The organism is Amycolatopsis japonica (assembly GCF_000732925.1).
Taxonomy (GTDB): domain Bacteria; phylum Actinomycetota; class Actinomycetes; order Mycobacteriales; family Pseudonocardiaceae; genus Amycolatopsis; species Amycolatopsis japonica.
Genome location: NZ_CP008953.1, coordinates 1,861,759 through 1,880,657, shown reverse-complemented (window position 1 = coordinate 1,880,657; position 18,899 = coordinate 1,861,759). Strand labels below are relative to the sequence as shown.

Sequence of the window (18,899 nt, the reverse complement as noted above, 5' to 3'; positions counted from 1 at the left end):
GTCAGTGGGTCACTGGGCTTCGACGACGATGGCCAGCCCCTGGCCGACGCCGATGCAGATGGCGGCCAGACCCCATCGGCCGCCGGTGCGGCGCAGGTGGTGGGCCAGGGTGCCGACGATCCGGCCGCCGGAAGCGCCCAGCGGATGCCCGATCGCGATCGCGCCGCCGTTCACGTTGACGATCTCCGGGTCGAGCTTCGACCAGTCCCGCAGACAGGCCAGCGACTGTGCGGCGAAGGCCTCGTTCAGCTCCACCGCGGCCAGGTCCTCCCAGCCGATCCCGGCCCGCTCCAAGGCGATCTCGGCCGCGCGCACCGGGCCGATGCCGAAGACGTCCGGGGCGACACCCGCCGCGCCCCGGCCGGCGATCCGGGCCAGCGGCGCCTTGCCCAGCCGCTTGCTCGCGGCCTCGTCGCCGAGCAGCAGCGCGGAGGCGCCGTCGTTCAGCGGCGAGGCGTTCGCGGCCGTGACCGTCCCTTGTGGACGGAAGACGGGCTTCAGCTTCGCGAGCTTCTCCGGGCTGGAGTCCGGCCGGATACCTTCGTCGCGGGTGAGTTCGACGCCCTCGACCGGGACGACGTGGTCGTCGTAGAAGCCCTCGTCCCAGGCGCGGGCGGCGTTGACGTGGCTGCGGACGGCGAACGCGTCCTGCTCGTCGCGGCCGATGCCGTAGCGCTCCGCGAGCTGCTCGGTGGACTCGCCGAGCGAGACCGTCCACTGCTCGGGCATCTTCGGGTTGACCATGCGCCAGCCCAGCGCGGTGGAGTACAGCGTCTGGTTGCCCGCCGGGAAGGCCTTCTCCGGTTTCTGCATGACCAGCGGCGAGCGGCTCATCGACTCGACCCCGCCGGCGACCGCGAGCGAGGCATCTCCGACCTGGATCGTCCGGCTGGCCTGCATGACGGCGTCGAGGCCCGAGCCGCACAGCCGGTTCACCGTGGCGCCGGGCACGGTGGTCGGCCAGCCCGCCAGCAGCGCCGCCATCCGCGCGACGTTGCGGTTGTCCTCGCCCGCGCCGTTGGCGTCGCCGAGCACGACCTCGTCGACGGTGGCCGGGTCGAGGTCGTTGCGCTCGGCCAGCGCCCGCAGCACGGTGGCGGCGAGGTCGTCCGGGCGCACCCCGGACAGGGCGCCGCCGTACTTGCCGAACGGGGTACGGATGGCGTCGAACAGGAAGACGTCGGTCATGCGCTCGCCCTTTTGAGGTCTCGGAGGATGCGGAGTTCTGCCTCGGTCGGCGCCGGGGTGGTGCCCAGGTCGCCGGACACCTTCAGTTTCCACCCGGTCGCTTCGACGACCTGATCGACCTCTACCCCGGGGTGCAGTTCGGTGAGCGTGAGCTCGGCGGTCTCCGGGTCGGGCCGCATCAGGCCGAGGTCGGTGACCACCAGCGTCGGCCCGGCGCCGGGGAGGCCGAGGCGTTCGCGATCGCCCTTGCCGGTGCCGTGGCCGAACGACGTCACGAAGTCGACCTTCTCGACGAACGTGCGGGGGCTCTGCCTGAGCACCACGAACACCTCGCGACAGGAAGCGGCGATCTCCGGCGCCCCGCCCGCGCCCGGGAGACGCACCTTGGGGTTGGCGTAGTCCGGGCCGATGACGGTGGTGTTGATGTTGCCGAACTTGTCCAGCTGGGCGGCGCCGAGGAAGCCGACGTCGATCCGCCCCGGCTGGAGCCAGTAGTTGAAGACCTCGGGGACGCTGACCACGGCGTCCGCGGTGTCGGCGAGTTCGCCGTCGCCGATGGACAGCGGGAGCCTGGTCGGTTTGGCGCCGAGGCAGCCGGATTCGTAGATCAGTGTCAGGTTCGGCGCGTGCCCGCGGCGAGCCAGGTTGGCGGCCGTGCTGGGCAGGCCGATGCCGACGAAACAGGACATCCCGTCGCCGAGCGCGCGGGCCGCGGCGACGCTCATCATCTCGTCGGAGGTGTACTCGGTCATGCCTTCACTCCCGTCAGCTCGTCGAGCCAGCGGGTGAAACTCTCCCTGTCCCGGCCGATCGCGTCCCATGCCTGGTAGGCGTCGTTGTCCCGTTCGTAGTAGCCCGCCGCGTACGACGGCCTCGCTCCGCCGGGCACCTTGGCCACGGCGGTGACGGCCCACGACGGAAGGACGATCGCGCCCGGCCGGGGCTCCAGCTCGTCGACGACATCTTCGACGGTGACCAGCGACCGTTTCGCCGCGAGCACCGCCTCCTTCTGGACGCCGGTGATGCCCCAGATCTGGACGTTTCCGGCCCTGTCCGCGCGCTGGGCGTGGACGATCGTGACGTCCGGGTTGAGCGCGGGGACCGCCGCCAGCCGCTCACCGGTGAACGGGCAGGTGATGGGTTTGATCGTGTCGGTCTGCATCGGGAGATCGGTTCCGGTGTAGCCGCGCAGGACGGCGAATGGCAGGCCCGAAGCACCGGCGACGTACCGATTCGCCATGCCCGCGTGGCTGTGTTCCTCTATCTCCAGTGGCACCGGCCAGGAGTGCTGGACCGCGTCACGGAACCGGTGCAGCGAGCCGACCCCGGGATTGCCGCCCCACGAGAAGATCAGCTTGCTCGCGCAGCCCGCGCCGATGAGCTGGTCGTAGACGATGTCCGGCGTCATGCGGACCAACGTCAGGCCGGTGCGGCCCTGGCGGATGATCTCGTGGCCGGCGGCCACGGGGATGAGGTGCGTGAAGCCCTCGAGCGCGACGGTGTCACCGTCGTGCACCAGCCGTGCCACGGCTTCCTTCAACGACAGCAGCTCCGCCATCCCCACCCTCCCAGGCCGTCCATGATGCTGTTCGGATCGCGCACACATGTTCTGCATATGAACATAGCTCAGCCGACGCGAGCGTGCAACCAAGCGCGATAGCGGCGCAGCGCCAAGGCCTGCAGAACCGTTTCCACCACGAGCGCCACCTTCGGATCCACGCCGGGCTTGGTACGCCGTCCCGCGCCGAGCCGACGAAGCTGCCGCCGGACGCGCGCCATGCTCGCGGCGGACGCGACGGCCTTGTCGCCGATCCGGACCGGCGCGAGTTCCACGGCGGCGTCCGCGTCGTGCCGCCACTTCGCGGGCAGTCCCGGGTCGACGGCCAAGGCGGTGCCCATGCCGACGAGTTCCACGCCGCTCGCCAGGACTTCTTCCGCGACACGCCTGCGGACCACGCCACCGGTCAGCATCAGCGGCAGCGCACTGGTCCGGACGAGTTGTTCGGCGAGCGACAGGAAATAGGCCTCCCTCGCCCGGGTGCGGTCGTCGCCGGACTGCCCGGTCATCGCCGGGCTCTCGTAGCTGCCACCCGACAGTTCGACCAGGTCGACACCGAGCGGCGCGAGCATCGAGATGACCGACGCGGCGTCGTCGGCATCGAAACCACCCCGCTGGAAATCCGCGGAGTTGAGCTTGACGGCCACGGCGAACCCGGGCGCCACGACGGCGCGGACCGCGCGGACGACGTCGAGCAGGAACGCCGCCCGGTTCTCCAGGCTTCCACCCCACCGGTCTTCACGGCGATTGGCCAGCGGGGAAAGAAACTGCGAGAGGAGATAGCCGTGCGCCGCGTGGATCTCGACGCCGTCGAAACCCGCCTCTTCGGCGCGACGGGCGGTCTCGGCGAACCGCGCCACGGTCTCCTCGATCTGCCGCGCGGACATCTCGACCGGCTCGGCGAACCGCTTGCTGTTCTTGCCGACGTCGACCCGGACGGCCGACGGGCCCCAGGCGACCCCGGGCATGTCCGCCCGCACCTGACGTCCCGGATGGTTGATCTGCATCCACACCCGCGCGCCGCCGCTCTTGGCCGCCGACGCCCACCGCCGGAACGGTTCCAGCGGCGAGTCCGCGTCGAGGACGACACCGGCCGGCCCGGTGAGCGCCTCCGCGTGGACCATGACGTTGCCGGTGATGAGCAGGCCCGCCCCACCCTCGCTCCACCGGCGATACAGCTCGAACAAGGACTTGCCGGGCAGCTGCCCACGGCTCGCCATGTTCTCCTCCATCGCGGCCTTCACCAGGCGGTTCGGCAACATCGAGCCACCGGGAAGGGTGAGCGGCTCGAAGACCGGCGAGGAGGTTTTCTCGACTGCGGATGACATCCCTGCTCCCGAACGAGGTATGTTTACATTGCTCACATGAGCATAGGAAGGGGATGTAAGCAGTGTCAACATCGACGAAGAGTGGCTACCATCACGGCGACTTGAGAGCGTCACTGCTGACCACGGCGATGCGCATGCTCGAAGCCGGCGAACAGTTCTCCTTGCGCGCCGTCGCACGCGAAGCGGGCGTTTCGGCGACAGCGCCGTACCGGCACTTCGCCGACAGGGATGCCCTGGAGTCGGCATTGGCCGCGCAAGGCCTGCGCGACCTGAAAGAAGACCTCGCACAGGGGCGCGAACTCCCGGCCTCAGTAGAGGATCTCGCCGAACTCGCGGTCGCCTACGTCGACTTCGCCTTGCGTCGCCCGGCGTTGTTCCGCCTCATGTTCGGGAACGCCTGTGACACGGGGAGCAACGAACGCGTCCAGGCCGCGGCGGACATCCACGAACTCCTGCGACTGGCGATGACGCACGTGTTCTCCGAGCCTTCGGACGCCCTCGCCTCGGCGGGCTGGGCACTCGCCCACGGGCTCGCGTACCTGTTCCTGGACGGCAAACTCCAGGTGGAGTCGGACGACGAGATCGCCGAGCAGGTGCGCGCCGCGTTCACCGCGATCCTGGCGGCACGAGCACGCTAACCGGTGTTGACAGTGCTCACATCGACATTTAGGGTCTCGAATGTAAGCATTGTAAACATCCCGGGAGATCCGATGACACAGGAAACGGTCACCGTCGATCTGGGTGGACGCGCGGTCGACGTCCCGAAAGGCGGCCTGTACGACCGCTACCACATGGACACCGATCTCGACACCGTCGCCGCCGACCCGCGCGTGAGCGGCGTCGACTTCTTCCGGCGCCTCCCCAAGGCGCGGGTCGACTCCCCGATCGGCCCGACGCTGACGCCCAACTTCTACTACCGGATCGCGACGGCCCGGCTGACGTTGACGGCGCCTTCCCGGGCGATCCGGCGCCGTCTCCCCGAAGAGCTCGCGCCGCTGGAGGTCGCGCCGGGCCTCGGCCTGGTGTCGGTGATGGTGTTCCGGTACGACGTCTGCGACATCGACTTCTACACCGAGGCAGCGGTGGGCATCGCGGTCCGGCCCGCCCGGCACGGACGGCTCGGCTTCTTCGATCTCGTGACCGGTCTCAAGAACGAACACCTTCACTCGTACGTGCTGTCCCTTCCGGTCAGCTCCGACATCGCCCAGGTCCGCGGCCACGACGGCTACGGATTCCCGAAATGGGTGACGCGCCTCGACGTCGACATCGACGCCGAACGCACCGAAGCGCGCGTCGCGAACGACCGCGGCGAAACCGATCTCGCCCTTTCGGTGGCGACGCCACGCCAAACCACGCACAAGTCCGGCGAGCAGGTTTCGAGCCTCACGTCGTACACCACCATCGGGGACGCGTGGCATGCGACGCTGAGCCAGACCAACGTCCTCTCGGCCGGAAGCGCGACGTTCCCGCGCGGCGTCGGCCTCCGGCTGGGTGAGGGACGCCTCTCCGATGACCTTCGCTCGCTCAACCCCCGCAAGCCGATCCGCCTCGACGTGATGACCGAAGGGCAGCTCGCGCTCCACATGCCGGTCCCCACCTCCGTCCGGGAACAGGAGGCCCGCAAATGACCAAACGCGTTCTGACCGTCGTCACCAACGTCGGCCACTACGACGATCCGTCCCACCCGACCGGGTTGTGGCTGTCCGAGCTCACCCATGCCTTCCACGTCTTCGCCGAGCGCGGTTTCGAGCAGACGATCGTCAGCCCGCGAGGCGGACGATCGCCGCTCGAACCCCGATCGCTGAAGTTCCCCAACTACGACAAGACCGCCAAGGCCTGGCACGCCGACCCGGACCGGATGGCGTTGCTGGAGAACACCGCCGCCCCGGACGAAATCGACTCGGCGGACTTCGACGCGATCTACTTCACCGGCGGCCACGCGGTCATGTACGACTTCCCCGACAGCGAAGGCCTGCAACGGATCACCCGCGAGATCTTCGAACGCGGCGGCATCGTTTCCTCCGTCTGCCACGGTTACTGCGGCCTGCTGAACACGAGGCTGTCCGACGGTTCATATCTCGTCGCGGGCCGCAAGGTCACCGGCTTCGCCTGGCGTGAGGAAGTCCTCGCGAAGGTGGACAAGCTCGTGCCCTACAACGCCGAAGAAGAGATGAAGAAACGCGGCGCGCACTACGAAAAGGCCAAGCTGCCCTTCGTCTCCTACGCGGTGGTCGACGGCAATCTGGTCACCGGCCAGAACCCTGGATCCGCGAAGGAGACGGCGAAGAAGGTGGCGGAGCTTCTGTGATCAGCCGAGCCCACTGCCGGGCGGGAACCATTCGACGGCCTTGAAATCCCCGCTTTCGACCCGTTCGAAGGTCGCGCTGCTCAGGCACGGCGGGACGATCTGCTGGTGCTCGGGATCCGGACCCCAGCTGTAGCCGAGCCGGTCGCGCTTGCCGTTGTCGTACACCGTCATCCCGACCCGGCGGTCCTTGAGACCGGGGACGTCCGTGTCCTCGACGATGCCGGTGACGACGGCGACCGGGCCGCCGACGACCAGGCAGTCGACCCTGCCGCGAAAGTAGGCGGAGAACCCGTCGCCCACGTGGCTCACCCGGAACGTCCCCCGGCTCTCCGGGAAGAGACCGTGCGCGTCGAAGGCGAACCGGACGTCCTGACCGTCCTTGCGCAGCATCTTGGCGCTGCCGACGAGACTCGGCTCGGCCGGTTTGCCCTTGCCCGCTTCCTCGCCCGACGCCGGACCGGCCGCGACAAGTGTCGTGGCGAGGACCATCGCGGCACCGACGGCCGCGAGTTCTCGTGATCGTTTCATGTTCCACCCCTTGAATCCCCTGGTCGCGGAGCATTTCCGCGCCTCTCACGATCCCGGGGTGCCGGACGGTGACGACTCCCCCGCGCAGGGGAAGCGCCTCCCTCATAACGGGGATTTCCATATTTGGGATACCAACCGCCGCCCACTAGGCTGGGCGCGTGACCTCGACGATCGCGGTGACCCGGTGGATTCCCGACGAAGCGCTGAAAGTGCTCGCCGAGGCCGGGGAGGTGAAACTGTCGCGCGCCGACCGGCCGCTGACGCCGGACGAACTGCGTGAGTTCGTCCGCGGCTCGTCCGCGATCGTCGGCATGCTGCACGACCGGATCGACGGGGAGGTCGCCGACGCGGCGGGCCCGGACCTGAAGGTCGTGGCGAACGTGGCCGTCGGCTACGACAACATCGACGTCCCGGCACTGGCCGGCCGCGGCATCACCGTCACCAACACCCCCGGCGTGCTCACCGACGCCACCGCGGATCTGGCGTTCGGGCTGATCCTCGCGGTCACGCGACGGCTCGGCGAGGGCGAACGGCTGATCCGCTCCCGCACGCCCTGGTCGTTCCACTTGGGTTTCCTGCTCGGCTCCTCACTGCAGGACAAGACACTCGGGATCGTCGGGCTCGGACAGATCGGGCAGGCGGTCGCGCGGCGGGCGCTCGGTTTCGGCATGCGGATCGTCTACTCAGGACGATCGAGGGCCGCCGAAGACGTCGAGAAGACCTTGGGCGCGAAGTACGTGCCCTTCGACGAACTGCTGCGAAGCTCCGACGTCGTGTCTCTGCACTGTCCGCTGACGCCGGAGACCCGGCATCTCGTCGACGCGGACGCGCTGAAGGCGATGAAACCGGGCGCGTATCTGATCAACACCACGCGCGGTCCCGTCGTCCACGAGGCCGCGCTGGCCGACGCGCTCGAAGCCGGGGAAATCGCCGGTGCCGGCCTCGACGTGTTCGAAGCCGAACCCGAGGTCGAACCACGCCTGCTGGATCGCGAAAACGTCGTCTTGACGCCGCATCTCGGATCGGCGACGGTCGAGACCCGTACTGCCATGGCCGTGCTCGCGGCCGAGAACGTCGCGTCGGTGCTCACCGGCGGAAACCCGCTGACGGAGGTTCGTCCATGACTCGTGTGGTCATCGCGCCCGACAAGTTCAAGGGAAGCTTGACCGCGGTCGAGGCCGCGGAGGCGATCGCCCACGGCGTCCGCGACGCGCTGCCCGAAGCCGAGGTCTCGTCCTGCCCGGTCGCCGACGGGGGCGAAGGAACGCTCGACGTCCTCGTCGCGGCGGGTGGCCGTCTCGTGGAACTCCCCGTCCGCGGGCCGCTCGACGACACCGTCGACGCCCGCTACGTGACCCTCGACGGCACGGCCTACATCGAATCGGCCCGCGCCTGCGGGATCGAGTTCGTCGAGCCGAGCCCGGAGGTGGCGCTCGCCGCGCACACCTGGGGCGTCGGGGAACTGCTCGCGCACGCGCTCGACAACGGCGCACGGCGGCTGGTGCTGACCGTCGGCGGGACGGCGAGCACCGACGGCGGCGCCGGGATGCTGGCTGCACTGGGTGCCGGGGTCTTCGACGCGTTCGGCGCGCCGGTCGGGCTCGGCGGCGGCACGCTGGGCCGGGTCGCGCTGGCCGAACTCGGCCCGGTGCGTGAACGGCTCCGCTCCGTCGAGGTCGCCGTCGCCACCGACGTCACGAACCCGCTGCTCGGCCCTCGTGGCGCGGCCGCGATCTTCGGCCCGCAGAAGGGCGCGGGCCCGCGCGAAGTCGAGCAACTGGACGAGTCCCTGTCCCGCTGGGCGCAGGCGTTGCGGAACGCCGGTGCGCCCGATGTCTCCGACGTTCCCGGAGCGGGCGCGGGCGGCGGGGTCGCGGCGGGCGCGATCGCGGGACTCGGCGCGAGCGTCGAATCCGGTTTCCAGCTCATCGCCGGGCTCACCGGAGTCGCCGGCGCCATCGAACACGCCGACCTCGTCATCACCGGCGAAGGCTCGCTGGACGCGCAGAGCCTCGACGGCAAGGCACCGGCGGGCATCGCGGCCCGCGCACGGGAACACGCGGTACCGCTGATGGTGCTGGCCGGACGGATCCAGCTGGACGAGGGCCAGCTCACCGGCCTCGGGGTCGTGGGCAGCGCCGCCCTGATCGACCACGCGCCTTCACTCGACCACGCGCGTGCGCACGCGGCGGAACTCCTGCGCGAGCGAGCCGGCGAGCTGGTCCGCGCCTGGGCCCGTACTTGAGCCTGGGCAGCGACGCCTGCCCGCGGGCTCAGCTACCGGGCTGGGGCTGAGCCTGCGGGAGTACGGCGAAGGCGACTTCGCCGGTTTCGTCCTGCTGGACGTCGAGGACCTTGTCGTCGAGCAACGCGGCCGCTTCCGGCTCCAAGAACACCTTCGGGCCGCCGTCGGCGCCGAGGACCTTGTCGCCGCTTTCCGGCTCCGGAGCGACGGAAACCGCGAGCTGGGGACTGTCCCCCTGCTGGGAATGCATGGCGAACCGCAGCCCGCCTCCGTCCTGGCCGTTCTCCTGCCCGGTCAGTGCGGTGATCGCCTCGGCGGCGGCTTCGGTGACTGTCAGCATCTCTGCCCTTCCTTCGTCGCGGTCTTGCACTTGACCGACCACGCTAGGGGGTGTCGGCATGGCCCGCCGTCTGAGTGAAGATCATTTTTCGCCGACGTCCGGCTCCTCTTCGGCCAGCCGCATGGCATGCGACTCCCCTTCGCGGATCTCCGCCGGCGTGGTCCCGAACCGGTCGGCCCCGCTCCAGTGCTCGGGCGGTTCGACGCCTTCTTCGAGCGGGTCGACACGGAGTTCGTCCTCGTCGAGCGCTTCGCTGGGATCCAACGTTTCCGGCTCCGCGGTCTCACGGTCGCTCATCGGCCGCTCCCTCCTGGTCGGACGTTGACGGGGGCGTGCTGTACTCGACCCCGTCCCTGTGGCTTACCCGGCGTCTCCGCAGGCCAAACGGCGGCGCTGTCGCGGGGATCACAGTTTCTCAGGTGGTTCATTAGCTTCACAAGTTTGTGAAACAAGGAGTAGCGTCGTCGGTATGACCACCACCAGGTGGGCGCCAGGGCACCGGATCATCCGGCGCGCGCCGGAGCGGCACCACGAACTCGGCAACCACGCCGCTTGGTACGTCGTCGCCGGCGTCGCCGCCACCGGCCTGCAGGCGGTGCTGTTCCTTCTCCTGCAGCCGATCCTCGGACCGCAATTGGCCAATCTGGTCGCGCTCGCGGTCACCACCGTCGGGAACACCGAGTTCCACCGCCGGGTCACCTTCGCCACCCGCAAGAGTCACGCGGGCAAGCGGCATTTCCAGGATCTGGTGACCTTCGCCTTCTACGCCGTGTACGGCTCGATCGTGCTCGCGTCCCTCGACGCGGTGATCACCGAGCCGACCGCACTGGAACAGACCGGCGCGCTGCTCGCGGCCAGTGTCGTGGGCGGCATCGCACGCTTCGCGGTTCTTCGCTGGTGGGTCTTCGCGCGGCGGAACGCCTAGGCGGTGTCCGGCCGGCCGGACACCGCCTAGTCTTCATCGCGTGGCAGAGATCAACGGCCCGCACGACGGCGGTTCGGAACCCGACTACCGCTTCACGCTCGCCAACGAACGGACCTTCCTCGCCTGGCTCCGGACGGCGCTGGGCCTGCTGGCCGGCGGTGTCGCCGTCCACCAACTGGTCCCCGACCCGAACGCGCTGAGCACCGTCCTGGCGGGGCTGTGCGTCGTACTGGCCGCCGTCCTCGCGGCGAGCGCCTATCCGCGCTGGCGTCGGGTGCAGACCGCGATGCGCGCGGGGCAGCCACTGCCGAAGAGCGGGATGCTGCTCCTGCTGACCGCCGGAATCCTCGTGATCACCCTGACCGCCGCGGCGCTGGTCGTCTTCTCGTGAGCCCGGCCGATCACGGAGCGCAAGCGGAACGGACGGGGCTCGCCTGGCGCCGGACCGCGCTCGCGGCTACTGCCTGCACACTCCTGCTTTTGCACACCGCGGCCCGGCGAGGATGGGGCACGGCGGTCATCCCGGTCGCCTTCGCGGGGGCCATGGTGATCACCTTGGCCGCCGTCGGCGCGATCCGTGAACGAGCACTGCGCCGTCCGGAAACCCCGAAACCTCTTAACCCGATCCTTGCTGTCACAACGTCGGCACTCGTCGTAGCGACGGCGGCCGCACTGATCGCGGTGCGCTAAGTCCCGCACACATCCAGCGACGCCGAAGCCTCTTTTCGCGACGCAGAGTCTCGGTTGTATTAAGCCGACTCCGGCGAATGGGCTATCTCTAGTTGAAATCTTTACTGCCGTCCGATCGGCGCTTACGATTACGCTGCGTCGCAACGGCGGCAGATGAATCTGATCTTACGGAGCATCTGCCGCCCTCAATCGTTACGGAGTGTTGACCCCTCGACAGCGACGGTCGCAGGGTCGGCCGGGGAGGACGACCATGCAAGCAACTTCAAGCGCGTCCAGAACCGTCACCCCCGATGCGGTCCCCGGATACACGACTCCGGAGCACCTGCCTCGACCGGGCGGACGGCTGACGAAGGAGGACCTCGATCCCCTCGTCAAGGACGCGGGCGACGGGAATCCCGCCGCGATCCAGTCCCTGCTGCGGATGATCGGGCCCGTCGTGGTCCGGTACTGCCGCGCCAGAATGGGCGGCCGCGACCTGTCCTACCTGTCGGCGGACGACGTCGCGCAGGAAGTGTGCATGGCGGTGCTGAAAGCATTGCCCGGCTACCAGGATCGCGGCGGTTCGTTCCTCTACCTCGTGCACGCCATCGCCGCCAACAAGGTCGCCGACGCCTACCGCGCCGTCTCCCGCGACCGGTCGGAACCGGTACCGGAACTGCCGGAGCGGCCCATCGGCGACAACGAGCCCGAAACCCACGCCCTGCACCTGGACCTCGGTGCCCGCCTCAACCGCCTGCTCTCCACCCTCCCGCGGGTGCAGCAGGAGATCCTCGCCCTCCGGATCGCCGTCGGCCTGTCCGCCGCCGAGACCGCCGAGGCACTCGGGATCTCCGCCGGCAACGTGCGCGTGACACAGCACCGCGCACTGGCCCGCCTGCGGACGATGGTCAAGCAGGACGAGTTCTGATCTTTCCTCCCCCTGCCGCAGGTCGTCGATCGGCGGTTCTCAGGCGCCCGGACCCCGCGCCGCCCACTTTCTTCCTTCCCCCGGTTTCCCGCCGGGGTTTCGTCGTGTCTTGTGAAGGCGCCTGATGGACTGAGGGGAGCTTTCGCTGCGTCTAATGCGGGGCGGGCGTTGCGAAAGTGATTTCTTGACACCGCCCTGGCGGAGCCGAGGCCGGTGAGCGGGGAAGATTTCGGACGTTCAGCGTCCCGAATCCTCCCCACTCGGCCAGACGTCCTTGCCTCTCACGTAAGGCGATAAGCCCGCCGCGCCGTCCCGTCGAAGAAGTCCAGCCGCTCGGCGTCGCTCAGCGAACCCGTCAGCGAAAACGCCGTGTCCACGACGACCTCGTACGCGGCCGCCAGTTCGCAGACCGGCCAGTCGGAGCCGAACATCAGCCGCGAAGCCCCGAACGACTCCAGCACGTGCTCGGACCAGCGCGCCAGCTGGCCGACCTTCCACCGTGCCCAGTCCGCCTCGGTCACCAGCCCCGAAAGCTTGCAGTACACGTTGTCCAGCTCCCCCAAGGCCGCGACACCGTCCGCCCACGGCTGCCATTCGCCCGAGGCGATCGGCGGCTTCGCGGCGTGGTCGAGGACGAAAACCTGATCCGGCAACGCTTTCGCGGCGGCGAGGGCCGCGGGAAGCTGCGGCGGTTTCACCAGGAGGTCGTACGTCAGCCCGGCCTCGCCGAGGGCCGCGAGACCGCGCAGGACCTCGGGCCGCGTCAGCCACGACGGGTCCGGCTCGTCCTCGACCTGGTGCCGGATTCCCACCAGCGGCCCGGAAAACGCGGCCACGCGCTCGGCGACGTCGGGAGCGGTGAGGTCGGTCCAGCCGACGACGCCGGTGATCAGCGGTTCATCCTGCGCCGCGGAAAGGAATTCGCGCGTCTCCTCCTCCGACGAGACCGTCTGCACCAGCACGGTCCCCTTCACCCCCGCCGCCTTCGTCACCGCGCGGAGATCGTCCACTGTGTACGGACGCCGGATCGGTTCCAGCGCCGTGCCGGTCATCCACGGGTAATCCCGCCGCGACGGGTCCCAAAGGTGGTGGTGCGCGTCGATCACGACTGTCCTTCCTCCCGCAGCACGGTGTCCTCACGCAACAGTCCCGCACGGATCAGGTCCGTCCACAACTCGCGCGGCACCGGGCGGCGGAAGCGTTCGGCGTTGAGCCGGACCTGGCCCGGATCGTGCGCGCCGACGACGACGGACACCACCGACGGATGCGCGGCGGGCAGCGCCAGCGCGGCTTGCGGGAGTTCGACACCGTGCCGCGCGCAGACCTCGGCGATCCGCTGGGCGCGTTCGACCAGTTCGGTGGGGGCCTCGGCGTAGTCGTACATCGTGCCCGGCGTCGCGGTGGCGAGGATCCCGGCGTTGAACGCGCCGCCCGCCACCACGTCCACTCCGCGTTCCGCGCACAGCGGGAGGAGATCGTCGAGGGCGGGCTGGTCGAGCAGGGTGTACCGGCCCGCCAGCAGGATCACGTCGAGATCGAACCGGCGGACGAACTCCGCGAGCATCGGCGCCTGGTTCATCCCGGCGCCGATGGCGTCGACGACACCCTGCTCGCGCAGTTCGAGCAGCGCGGGGAAGGCTCCGTCGACGGTGTCCTCGAAGTGCTCGTCGGGGTCGTGCACGTAGACGACGTCGACGCGGTCGAGCCCGAGTCGCTCCAGACTGTCCTCAAGCGACCGGAGGATCCCGTCGCGGCTGAAGTCCCACCGTCGTTTGTACGCGGCGGGAACGACGAAACCTTGCGAGTCGGTCCGCGAAGCGCCGTCGGGATCGGGCTCCAGTACCCGGCCGACCTTGGTCGACACCACGAAGTCCGCGCGGGGATACGCCGAAAGTGCCGCGCCCAGCCGTCGTTCCGACAGCCCGAGCCCGTAGTGCGGGGCGGTGTCGAAGTACCGGATGCCTTCGTCCCACGCCTGGCGGACGGTCGCTTCGGCCGTTTCGTCGGTGATGGCGTGGTAGAGGTTGCCCAGCTGCGCGCAGCCGAGCCCCAGCGGGGACAGGGGAATCTTCACGGAAGCTCCCAGACGAGGCCGATACCCGAATCGTTGCCCGAGTAGTCGTCTTCGACGTCGAGCAGTTCGGACATCCGCGCCTGCCAGGGAATGTTGGCCGGATGATCGCGCAGGACCGCACGCATCTTCGCGTAGTCCTCGACCTCGACCACGTGGAACAGGTCGAGACCGTCCCGCCAGATCCGCCACGAACGCACACCCGCACCGCGCAGGGCTTCGTCCAGGTCGGGCGGGATGACGGCGTGGACCGACTCGTATTCGGCCTCCTTGCCCGGCTTCAGCCGGGTGTGGAGTGCCACTCTTTGTAGTGCGACACCGTGGGTCACCGCGCCTCCTTCATTCGAAACATGGCACTCTGTCAACTAACACTCAAACATCCGAGGTCTTCGGGGAGGGCGGTGGAACATGCCGGTCACCGATGTCGCGATCGACAAGATCAAGGACATGATCATCTCCGGCGAGCTTGCTCCGGGCGACAGGCTGCCGAAGGAGGCCGAACTGGCCCAGCGGCTCGGCCTGTCCCGCAGTTCGCTGCGCGAAGCGGTGAAGGCGCTGTGCCTGATCCGCGTGCTCGACGTCCGCCAGGGCGACGGGACGTACGTCACCAGCCTCGAACCGAATCTCCTGCTCGACGCGATGACGTTCGTGGTGGACTTCCACCGCGACGACACCGTGCTGGACTTCCTCGCCGTCCGCCGGATCCTCGAACCGGCGGCGACGGCGCTGGCCGCACTGCACATGAGCGACGAGGACATCGCGGAACTAGGCCGCCTGCTCGACGAGCTGGCCGATTCGCCGACGGTGGAGGCGCTGGTCGCGAACGACCTGCAGTTCCACCGCAAGATCGCCGACGGCTCCGGCAATCCGGTGCTGTGCTCGCTGCTGGACAGCCTGTCCGGCCCCACCGCGCGCGCCCGCATCTGGCGCGGGCTCACCCAGGAGGGCGCGGTCGCGAAGACCCGCGAGCAGCACACGGCGATCTACGAGGCCATCGCGGCCCGTGAGCCCGAGCTCGCGCGTTCGTGGGCCACCGTGCACGTGGCCGGGGTGGAGCAGTGGCTCCGCAACGCGCTCGGCACCGCCGACGACCCCACCACGGCCGCCGAAGCTTCCTGACACCGCTCTCTCCTCTCTCACGTCCTCTAACCGGCCCTTCGCGCGCTAGGAACGGTCCTTTCCTCGCAAAATTTGCAAGGAAAGGACCGTTCATCGCATCGGCGAGGGGGCTAGGTCTGGGCCTTCCCACCGGCATAGCGGGAAATGATCAACGCGACCAGGATGATCACGCCGTAGATCGCCTTGAGCCATTCCGGCGGCACCTGCGCCACCTGCAGCAGGTTGGTGACGGTCTGCAGCAGCAGCACACCGGTGAGCGCCCCGACCAGGGTGCCCTTCCCGCCGTCCAGTGAGACACCGCCGATCACCGCAGCGGCGAACACCTGAAGGATCAATCCGTCGCCCTGGTCCGCGCCGAGCGCACCGACGTAGCCGGTGTACGCGAGCCCACCCAGCGCGGCCAGCACACCGGCCACGACGAAGACGCCCCACGAGATCCGGTCGACGCGGATACCGGCGGCCCGCGCGGCTTCGGAGTTGCCGCCGATGGCGTAAAGCGACCGTCCGATCCGGTGATACCGCAGGCCCAGCCCGAACGCGGTGAACAGCGCCGCGGCCAGCCACACCGACATCGGCAGCCCGATGAACGTCGTCGTGGCCAGCGCGGTGAACACGTCCAGCTGGTCGAAGAGCGTCTTCCCCTGGGTGGAGCCGATCTGCGTGCCGCGCAGCACCGTCAGCATCGCGAGCGTGACGATGAAGGCGTTCAGCTTCAGTTTGACGATCAGGAAACCGTTCACGAAGCCGACCGCGGCACCGGCCACCAGCACGGCGAGGATGCCCGCGAAACCGGGGATCTCGGTGCCGAAACCCGAAGAAGCCACCGGGATGACCAGCATCGCGCCCAGTGCGGGCGCCATGCCCATGGTGGATTCCAGTGACAGGTCGAACTTCCCGGTCAGCAGTACGAGCGATTCGCCCAGCACCACCATCGACAGCGCGGCCGAGGCGGACAGGATCCCGACGATGCTGCCGAAGGTCAGGAACGTGTCGCTGATCAGTCCTCCGATGATCAGCACCACGATGAGCGCCGGCACGAGCGCGAGTTCGCGCAGCCAGCGGAACTTCCGGCGCTTCGGCGGGGCCGCGAGCGTCGAAGTCTTCGGATCGGTCATCAGTTCGGTCACCGCTCGACTCCTTCGATGTCGGCCACCAGGTCGCCGTCGGACCAGCCCGCCCGGTGTTCGGCGACCACGGCGCCGGCACGCAGCACCAGCACCCGGTCGCTCAGGCGGAGATCGTCCAGCTCGTCGCTGACGATCAGCACCGCCTTGCCCTCGGCCCGCACCCGGTCGACGACCGCGAGCAGCGCCTCCTTCGATTTGACGTCCACTCCCGCGGTCGGGTTGATCAGCACCACCAGGCGCGGATCACCGGCCAGCGCGCGGGCCAGGACGACCTTCTGCTGGTTGCCGCCGGAAAGGTCGGACACCGGCTGGTCCGCGTCGGCCGCGACGATGTCGTAATCCCGCAACGCTCGCACGGCCCGGCCGTACCGCGCGCCCGGTGCCGCGAGACCACCCTTGCCCATGCGATCCAAAATGGACAGTGTGGCGTTGTCGGCGATGGAATGCTCCAGCACCAGTCCTTCGTGATGGCGATCCCTCGGCACACAGCCGATCCCGGCGCGGATCGCGGCCGGGATGTCGCCCGGTTTCAACGGTTTCCCGTCCACCCGGACCGTGCCGGAGGACGGCGGACGCAGTCCGTACACGGTTTCGGCGACCTGATGCTTGCCGCTGGCGTTGCTGCCCGCGAGCCCGATCACCTCGCCGCGGTGGATCCGGAACGTCACATCCGCGAAGCCGTCACCGGAAAGCCCGTCGACGGCCAGGACCTCGGCGGCGTCCTCGGCCAACGCCTCGCGCGTGGAGGCGTCGCGGACGGAAAGCCCGCCCTGTTCGCCGGTCATCGCGTCGATCAGCTCGGCCCGGCCGACCTCGGAGACCGGCGCGGTCAGGATGTGCTTGGCGTCGCGCAGCACGGTGACCGCCTGGCACACCTCGTAGACCTCGTGGAGGTGGTGCGAGATGAACAGGAACGTCACGCCGTTCGCCTGCATCTGACGCATCCGCGCGAAAAGCCGGTCGATCGCCTGGCTGTCCAGCTGCGCCGTCGGCTCGTCGAGCACGATGAACCGGGCGCCGTAGGAGAGCGCCCTCGCGATCTCGACGAACTGTCGGTCCTCGACCGAGAGCTCGCCCGCCGGGGTGTCGACGTCGACCCCCACGTCCCAGGAGTCGAGCAGATCCCTTGCCTGACGGCGCAATCGCTGCCAGCCGATCGCGAACCCCTTACCGGACTGGCGGTTGAGGAACAGGTTCTCCGCGACGGTCAGCTGCGGGACGACCATCGCGTGCTGGTAGACGCAGGCGACCGCGCGTTTCCAGTCGTCCTGTTTGGACAAGGGCGGCGCGGGGACGCCGCCGAACTCGACGTGACCTGTGTCCGTTTTGGACAGTCCGGTGAGGATGGAGACGAGCGTCGATTTCCCGGCCCCGTTGCGGCCGACGAGCGCGTGCGACTCGCCGGGGCGCACGGTGAGGCTGACGTCGGACAGCGCCACGGTCGGTCCGTAGCGTTTGCCGACACCCTGTGCGCTGACCACCGGCACGGCGGCGGACCCGGCGGGCAGCGCGCTCACAGGTTGTTCCCCCAGAGTGCCTTGTCGTCCACGTTGTCCTTGGTGACGACGGGCGCGGGGAGCTGGTCTTCGAGGATCCCCGGCCGGACCTCGACGACGGTGCTGCCGTGATCGGTCGGCCCCGCCTTGAAGGTCTCCCCCGCCATCGCCTTCTTGATCCAGTACATGCCGTACTTGGCGTAGTCGTCGGCGGGCTGGGAGACGGTCGCGTCGAGTTCGCCCGCGCGGATCGCGGCCAGCTCCTGGGGAATGCCGTCGTTGCTGACCAGCACGACGTGCTTCGGGTCGCCGACCGGGAAGGAGAGGTTCTTGCGTTTGAGCGCTTGCTGCGTCGGCGCCAGGTACACCCCGCCCGCCTGCATGTACACGGCCTTGATGTCCGGGTGCGCGGTCAGCAGGCTGTCCAGGCCGGACGAAGCCTTGTCCGCCTTCCATTCGGCGGCGACCTCCAGCACCTGGACGCCCGGGAACTTCGTCTTCATGCACTGACGGAACGCTTCGGAGCGGTCGCGGCCGTTGACCGAGGCCAGGTCGCCCATGACCTGCACGACCTTGCCCGAAGTGACCTTCGCGCCGATCGCCTCGCAGGCCTTGGTGCCGTACGCCTTGTTGTCCGCGCGCACCACCATCGCGACCTTGCCGCCCTCCGGCGCCACGTCGACGGCCACCACCGGGACACCCTTGTTCTCCGCCGCCTTGAGGCCGGCCACGACGGCGGCGGAGTCCAGCGGCGTCACGACCAGGCCCTTGACGCCCTGGTTGAGCAAGGTGTTGATGTCGGTGATCTGCTTCGCCGGATCGCTGTCCGCGTTGACCGTGGGCAGCGCCTCGACGCCCTGTTCCTTCGCCTTCTGCGGTACGTAGTTGTTGTAGGCCTGCCAGAACGGCGAGGTCAGCAACGGGATCGTCGCGCCGACCTTGCCGCCCCCGCCCTGGGGAGCAGTGGCTGCGTTGTTCTTAGTGGACCCACAGGCCGACAGCGCCAGCCCGAGCGCGGTGGCCGCGGCGGCCACCTTGATCACCCTCGTACGCACCGCATCCTCCTTGA

At 69.1% G+C, this 18,899-nt stretch carries 22 protein-coding genes and 1 pseudogene; 10 read left to right on the top strand and 13 right to left on the bottom strand.

What is annotated here, in order from left to right; all coding sequences use genetic code 11:
- Positions 1 to 9: 9 nt before the first annotated feature.
- The 4 genes from AJAP_RS09220 to AJAP_RS09205 all read right to left on the bottom strand — a co-directional run bounded on the left by AJAP_RS09220 (position 10) and on the right by AJAP_RS09205 (position 4,074).
- Positions 10 to 1,188, bottom strand: coding sequence for a thiolase family protein (locus tag AJAP_RS09220; protein WP_038509678.1), 1,179 nt, complete (start codon positions 1,186 to 1,188; stop codon positions 10 to 12).
- The gene (locus AJAP_RS09215; RefSeq protein WP_037342182.1) at positions 1,185 to 1,940 is read right to left on the bottom strand and encodes a CoA-transferase subunit beta; all 756 of its coding nucleotides are present in this window, start codon (positions 1,938 to 1,940) and stop codon (positions 1,185 to 1,187) included. The genes AJAP_RS09220 and AJAP_RS09215 overlap by 4 nt, the downstream gene beginning before the upstream one ends.
- Entirely contained in the window at positions 1,937 to 2,746 is an 810-nt protein-coding gene (locus AJAP_RS09210; protein ID WP_038509676.1) for a CoA transferase subunit A, read from the bottom strand. The genes AJAP_RS09215 and AJAP_RS09210 overlap by 4 nt, the downstream gene beginning before the upstream one ends.
- Before the next feature lie 68 nt (positions 2,747 to 2,814).
- Complete coding sequence (locus tag AJAP_RS09205) at positions 2,815 to 4,074, bottom strand: NADH:flavin oxidoreductase/NADH oxidase family protein (RefSeq protein ID WP_038509674.1); 1,260 nt, start codon at positions 4,072 to 4,074, stop codon at positions 2,815 to 2,817.
- Positions 4,075 to 4,175: 101 nt separating this feature from the next.
- Here AJAP_RS09205 and AJAP_RS09200 point away from each other — a divergent pair, with 101 nt between their 5' ends.
- The 3 genes from AJAP_RS09200 (at position 4,176) to AJAP_RS09190 (ending at position 6,382) form a co-directional block, all read left to right on the top strand.
- A complete protein-coding gene (locus AJAP_RS09200; RefSeq protein ID WP_228694900.1) occupies positions 4,176 to 4,712 on the top strand; it encodes a TetR/AcrR family transcriptional regulator in 537 nt (178 codons plus the stop codon).
- Positions 4,713 to 4,784: 72 nt separating this feature from the next.
- Positions 4,785 to 5,702, top strand: coding sequence for an acetoacetate decarboxylase family protein (locus AJAP_RS09195; protein ID WP_038509670.1), 918 nt, complete (start codon positions 4,785 to 4,787; stop codon positions 5,700 to 5,702).
- Positions 5,699 to 6,382 (top strand): type 1 glutamine amidotransferase domain-containing protein, encoded by a 684-nt coding sequence (locus AJAP_RS09190; RefSeq protein WP_038509669.1) that lies wholly within the window; start codon positions 5,699 to 5,701, stop codon positions 6,380 to 6,382. The genes AJAP_RS09195 and AJAP_RS09190 overlap by 4 nt, the downstream gene beginning before the upstream one ends.
- On the opposite strand, the gene AJAP_RS09185 is transcribed toward AJAP_RS09190, so the two are convergent.
- On the bottom strand, positions 6,383 to 6,910 hold the full coding sequence (locus AJAP_RS09185) for a hypothetical protein (protein ID WP_038509667.1): 528 nt from the start codon (positions 6,908 to 6,910) through the stop codon (positions 6,383 to 6,385).
- Between the two features lie 158 nt (positions 6,911 to 7,068).
- Between AJAP_RS09185 and AJAP_RS09180 the strand changes: the two genes are divergently transcribed.
- On the top strand, positions 7,069 to 8,034 hold the full coding sequence (locus AJAP_RS09180) for a 2-hydroxyacid dehydrogenase (protein WP_038509665.1): 966 nt from the start codon (positions 7,069 to 7,071) through the stop codon (positions 8,032 to 8,034).
- The gene (locus AJAP_RS09175; RefSeq protein WP_038509663.1) at positions 8,031 to 9,155 is read left to right on the top strand and encodes a glycerate kinase; all 1,125 of its coding nucleotides are present in this window, start codon (positions 8,031 to 8,033) and stop codon (positions 9,153 to 9,155) included. Before AJAP_RS09180 ends, AJAP_RS09175 begins: the two co-directional genes overlap by 4 nt.
- A gap of 28 nt (positions 9,156 to 9,183) precedes the next feature.
- On the opposite strand, the gene AJAP_RS09170 is transcribed toward AJAP_RS09175, so the two are convergent.
- Both AJAP_RS09170 and AJAP_RS09165 read right to left on the bottom strand, forming a co-directional pair.
- Positions 9,184 to 9,495, bottom strand: coding sequence for a hypothetical protein (locus AJAP_RS09170; protein WP_005153325.1), 312 nt, complete (start codon positions 9,493 to 9,495; stop codon positions 9,184 to 9,186).
- Positions 9,496 to 9,591: 96 nt separating this feature from the next.
- A pseudogene (locus AJAP_RS09165) lies at positions 9,592 to 9,792 on the bottom strand (hypothetical protein); the annotation flags it as partial.
- 172 nt (positions 9,793 to 9,964) lie between these two features.
- Between AJAP_RS09165 and AJAP_RS09160 the strand changes: the two are divergent.
- The 4 genes from AJAP_RS09160 (at position 9,965) to shbA (ending at position 12,017) form a co-directional block, all read left to right on the top strand.
- Positions 9,965 to 10,420 (top strand): GtrA family protein, encoded by a 456-nt coding sequence (locus tag AJAP_RS09160; RefSeq protein WP_016336342.1) that lies wholly within the window; start codon positions 9,965 to 9,967, stop codon positions 10,418 to 10,420.
- 40 nt (positions 10,421 to 10,460) lie between these two features.
- Positions 10,461 to 10,811 (top strand): YidH family protein, encoded by a 351-nt coding sequence (locus AJAP_RS09155; protein ID WP_038509659.1) that lies wholly within the window; start codon positions 10,461 to 10,463, stop codon positions 10,809 to 10,811.
- Positions 10,808 to 11,110 (top strand): DUF202 domain-containing protein, encoded by a 303-nt coding sequence (locus AJAP_RS42885; RefSeq protein ID WP_073849132.1) that lies wholly within the window; start codon positions 10,808 to 10,810, stop codon positions 11,108 to 11,110. The genes AJAP_RS09155 and AJAP_RS42885 overlap by 4 nt, the downstream gene beginning before the upstream one ends.
- Before the next feature lie 250 nt (positions 11,111 to 11,360).
- Positions 11,361 to 12,017: an RNA polymerase sigma factor ShbA gene (gene shbA, locus AJAP_RS09150; RefSeq protein WP_016336345.1), complete on the top strand. Its 657-nt coding sequence runs from the start codon at positions 11,361 to 11,363 to the stop codon at positions 12,015 to 12,017.
- Positions 12,018 to 12,298: 281 nt separating this feature from the next.
- Here the strand turns inward: shbA and AJAP_RS09145 are convergent, their stop codons facing one another.
- Genes AJAP_RS09145 through AJAP_RS09135 form a run of 3 tightly spaced genes read right to left on the bottom strand, consistent with a single transcriptional unit; the run spans position 12,299 to position 14,390 of the window.
- A complete protein-coding gene (locus AJAP_RS09145) occupies positions 12,299 to 13,123 on the bottom strand; it encodes an amidohydrolase family protein (RefSeq protein ID WP_038509657.1) in 825 nt (274 codons plus the stop codon).
- The gene (locus tag AJAP_RS09140) at positions 13,120 to 14,091 is read right to left on the bottom strand and encodes an aldo/keto reductase (protein WP_038509655.1); all 972 of its coding nucleotides are present in this window, start codon (positions 14,089 to 14,091) and stop codon (positions 13,120 to 13,122) included. The genes AJAP_RS09145 and AJAP_RS09140 overlap by 4 nt, the downstream gene beginning before the upstream one ends.
- Positions 14,088 to 14,390, bottom strand: coding sequence for an L-rhamnose mutarotase (locus AJAP_RS09135; RefSeq protein ID WP_016336348.1), 303 nt, complete (start codon positions 14,388 to 14,390; stop codon positions 14,088 to 14,090). The genes AJAP_RS09140 and AJAP_RS09135 overlap by 4 nt, the downstream gene beginning before the upstream one ends.
- A 106-nt stretch (positions 14,391 to 14,496) precedes the next feature.
- On the opposite strand from AJAP_RS09135, the gene AJAP_RS09130 reads away from it, so the two are divergent.
- Entirely contained in the window at positions 14,497 to 15,207 is a 711-nt protein-coding gene (locus AJAP_RS09130) for a FadR/GntR family transcriptional regulator (RefSeq protein ID WP_016336349.1), read from the top strand.
- 110 nt (positions 15,208 to 15,317) lie between these two features.
- Here AJAP_RS09130 and AJAP_RS09125 read toward each other — a convergent pair whose 3' ends face one another.
- The 3 genes from AJAP_RS09125 to AJAP_RS09115 are packed head-to-tail and all read right to left on the bottom strand — an operon-like array spanning position 15,318 to position 18,885.
- Complete coding sequence (locus AJAP_RS09125) at positions 15,318 to 16,334, bottom strand: ABC transporter permease (RefSeq protein WP_038509653.1); 1,017 nt, start codon at positions 16,332 to 16,334, stop codon at positions 15,318 to 15,320.
- Positions 16,331 to 17,851, bottom strand: coding sequence for a sugar ABC transporter ATP-binding protein (locus tag AJAP_RS09120; RefSeq protein ID WP_038509650.1), 1,521 nt, complete (start codon positions 17,849 to 17,851; stop codon positions 16,331 to 16,333). The genes AJAP_RS09125 and AJAP_RS09120 overlap by 4 nt, the downstream gene beginning before the upstream one ends.
- Positions 17,848 to 18,885: a sugar ABC transporter substrate-binding protein gene (locus AJAP_RS09115; RefSeq protein WP_038509648.1), complete on the bottom strand. Its 1,038-nt coding sequence runs from the start codon at positions 18,883 to 18,885 to the stop codon at positions 17,848 to 17,850. Before AJAP_RS09115 ends, AJAP_RS09120 begins: the two co-directional genes overlap by 4 nt.
- Between the last annotated feature and the right edge of the window lie 14 nt (positions 18,886 to 18,899).

Excerpts from the sequence above, each read along its gene's own strand:
- AJAP_RS09220 (WP_038509678.1), bottom strand. The coding sequence starts at position 1,188 with ATGACCGACGTCTTCCTGTTCGACGCCATCCGTACCCCGTTCGGCAAG.
- AJAP_RS09215 (WP_037342182.1), bottom strand. The coding sequence starts at position 1,940 with ATGACCGAGTACACCTCCGACGAGATGATGAGCGTCGCCGCGGCCCGC.
- AJAP_RS09210 (WP_038509676.1), bottom strand. The coding sequence starts at position 2,746 with ATGGCGGAGCTGCTGTCGTTGAAGGAAGCCGTGGCACGGCTGGTGCAC.
- AJAP_RS09205 (WP_038509674.1), bottom strand. The coding sequence starts at position 4,074 with ATGTCATCCGCAGTCGAGAAAACCTCCTCGCCGGTCTTCGAGCCGCTC.
- AJAP_RS09195 (WP_038509670.1), top strand. The coding sequence starts at position 4,785 with ATGACACAGGAAACGGTCACCGTCGATCTGGGTGGACGCGCGGTCGAC.
- AJAP_RS09190 (WP_038509669.1), top strand. The coding sequence starts at position 5,699 with ATGACCAAACGCGTTCTGACCGTCGTCACCAACGTCGGCCACTACGAC.
- AJAP_RS09185 (WP_038509667.1), bottom strand. The coding sequence starts at position 6,910 with ATGAAACGATCACGAGAACTCGCGGCCGTCGGTGCCGCGATGGTCCTC.
- AJAP_RS09175 (WP_038509663.1), top strand. The coding sequence starts at position 8,031 with ATGACTCGTGTGGTCATCGCGCCCGACAAGTTCAAGGGAAGCTTGACC.
- AJAP_RS09170 (WP_005153325.1), bottom strand. The coding sequence starts at position 9,495 with ATGCTGACAGTCACCGAAGCCGCCGCCGAGGCGATCACCGCACTGACC.
- AJAP_RS09160 (WP_016336342.1), top strand. The coding sequence starts at position 9,965 with ATGACCACCACCAGGTGGGCGCCAGGGCACCGGATCATCCGGCGCGCG.
- shbA (WP_016336345.1), top strand. The coding sequence starts at position 11,361 with ATGCAAGCAACTTCAAGCGCGTCCAGAACCGTCACCCCCGATGCGGTC.
- AJAP_RS09130 (WP_016336349.1), top strand. The coding sequence starts at position 14,497 with ATGCCGGTCACCGATGTCGCGATCGACAAGATCAAGGACATGATCATC.